General features: G+C 79.3%; 1 protein-coding gene. It reads right to left on the reverse strand.

Annotated features, from left to right (window positions below):
- Positions 1 to 57 precede the first annotated feature (57 nt).
- The gene (locus ACFV0G_RS39265; RefSeq protein ID WP_380558684.1) at positions 58 to 1245 is read right to left on the reverse strand and encodes a uroporphyrinogen-III synthase; all 1188 of its coding nucleotides are present in this window, start codon (positions 1243 to 1245) and stop codon (positions 58 to 60) included.
- Positions 1246 to 1506: the final 261 nt, after the last annotated feature.

The following is a 1506-nucleotide window of genomic DNA, read 5'->3' on the forward strand; positions in this document are numbered from 1 at the left end:
GGGGGCGCGCGGGCCCCCCCCCCGGCCGCCCCCCCCCCGCCCCCCGCCCCGTGCCGGTCAGGCCCCGGCGCCGTACTTCTCCCCCGGGTCGGCGACCGGGTCGACCGCGAGCCGGTAGCCGCGCTTGACCACGGTGGCGATCAGCCGGGGTGCGCCGAGGGAGGCCCGCAGCCGGGCCATCGCGGTCTCCACCGCGTGCTCGTCGTCGCCGCTGCCGGGCAGCGCGCGCAGCAGTTCGGCCCGGGGCACCACCCAGCCGGGCCGGCGGGCCAGCACCCGCAGCAGGGCCATGCCGGCCGGCGGGACGGGCCGCAGGTCGCCGTCGACCAGGGCGGCCTGGCCGCGCAGCTCCAGGGTGTGGCCGGCCACCGCGAGGCGGCGGGCGCGCTCGGGCAGCCTGGCGGTCAGGGTCTGCACCATCGCCCCGAGCCGCATCCGCTCGGGCCAGACGGTGGCCACGTCGAGCTCCTCCAGCGGTGCGGCGGTGACCGGGCCGACGCAGACCGGCAGGATGTCGCGGCGCAGGGCGTGCAGCAGCTCCGCGGTCCGGCCGCGCTGGGCGGCCCTCTCCAGCAGGCTGATCGCGGCGGGGGCGGAGGTGAAGGTGAGGGCGTCCAGGGCGCCGTTGCAGCAGGCGTCCAGCAGGCGGTCGACGGGCGCCAGGTCCACCGGGGGCAGCCAGCGGTAGACCGGGACCTCGACCACCTCGGCGCCGGCGGCGCGCAGCGACTCGACGAAGTCGCGCAGCGGGGCGCCGTGCAGCTGGACGGCGATCCGGCGGCCGTCCACGCCCTGGTCGAGGAGCCGCTCCAGCACCTCGACGGAGGACTCGGACTCCGGCGACCACTCCTCGCGCAGCCCGGCGGCCCGGATGGCGCCCTTGGCCTTGGGGCCGCGGGCGAGGACGACGGCCTTGCCGAGCACGCCGATCAGGTCGTCGAACAGGCCCCAGCCCTCGGCGGCCTCGATCCAGCCGCGGAAGCCGATGCCGGTGGTGGCCACCGCGATGTCCGGTGGCGCGGCGACCAGGTCGCGGGTGGCGGCGAGCAGGTCGGCGTCGTCGGCGAGCGGGACGATCCGCAGTGCGGGGGCGCGCAGGACGGTGGCGCCGCGGCGCTGGAGGAGGGCGGCGAGTTCGTCGGCGCGGCGGGCGGCGGTGATGCCGACGGTGTAGCCGGCGAGTGGGGGCGCGGTGTCCGGTGCTGCGGCGGGGCGGGCGGTCGCCTCGGCGGTCAGGTCGGCCATGGGCACAGACGTCCTTCGTGGAGCGGCCTCTCGGCTGTCGGCGGGCCGTGGGCCGGGTCGCCGGCCGCCCGTCCCGGCGGGGCGGGGGCAGCGGCGGGATGGGTGGGTGGACGGCCATCGTCCCGTGCCGCGGTCACACCGCCGGGTCGGTCCGATTTCCGGCTTGTTTCGCAGGTGGGGGCCGGGGCGCGGGGGGCGGTCCCGCCCCCGGCGGCGGATAATAACCCGGCGAGGGCGGGGGGGGGGGGGGCGGTGGGGGGG

The sequence above is a fragment of the Kitasatospora sp. NPDC059571 genome (genome assembly GCF_042735675.1).
In the GTDB taxonomy this organism is placed as follows: domain Bacteria; phylum Actinomycetota; class Actinomycetes; order Streptomycetales; family Streptomycetaceae; genus Kitasatospora.